The sequence below is a fragment of the Desulfosporosinus sp. OT genome (assembly GCF_000224515.1).
Taxonomy (GTDB): Bacteria; Bacillota; Desulfitobacteriia; order Desulfitobacteriales; family Desulfitobacteriaceae; genus Desulfosporosinus.
In genome coordinates this window covers 1-477 of the sequence record NZ_AGAF01000156.1, presented here as the reverse complement: position 1 = coordinate 477, position 477 = coordinate 1, and the positions used below count along the sequence as shown (strand labels likewise).

Annotated in this window: 1 protein-coding gene; it reads right to left on the bottom strand. The window is 51.6% G+C overall.

Annotation, left to right across the window (positions count from 1 at the left end):
- Positions 1 to 32 precede the first annotated feature (32 nt).
- On the bottom strand, positions 33 to 477 hold a 445-nt coding region (locus tag DOT_RS14395; RefSeq protein ID WP_009620116.1), incomplete at its 5' end, for an FtsX-like permease family protein.

The window sequence follows — 477 nt, the reverse complement described above, 5'->3', positions numbered from 1 at the left end:
CGCTGAACGGAGGCTTCTGATCAGGCAGCCGCTTATACAGACGTCCCCCAGCTGACAATCCGGTAATACACTTTGGCCGTCAGCCCGTAGACAAGGGCATAGAACAGGGCGAAAACCAAGATGGTACCCACTGTGCACCAGGCGAACAAACCCACATTAGTGAGATTCAGTACGGCCAGCAATTTAGTTATGATAGGAAAAGCGAAGGCAATATGAATCCCGGCGGTAACCAGGGGCAGGAAAAATACGGTCAGGACCTGACTGCGGATGGAGCCTTTCACCTCTTCACGGCTCATACCCACTTTCTGCATGATTTCAAAGCGGGCTTTATCGTCATACCCCTCGGAAACCTGCTTGTAATAAATGATCAGCACGGTGGCCATAATGAACAGCGCCCCCAGGAAAATGCCCAGGAAGAATAAGCCTCCATAAATGGCGAAAAAGGATGCCTTGGCTGCCACCGGGGATTCGATCATG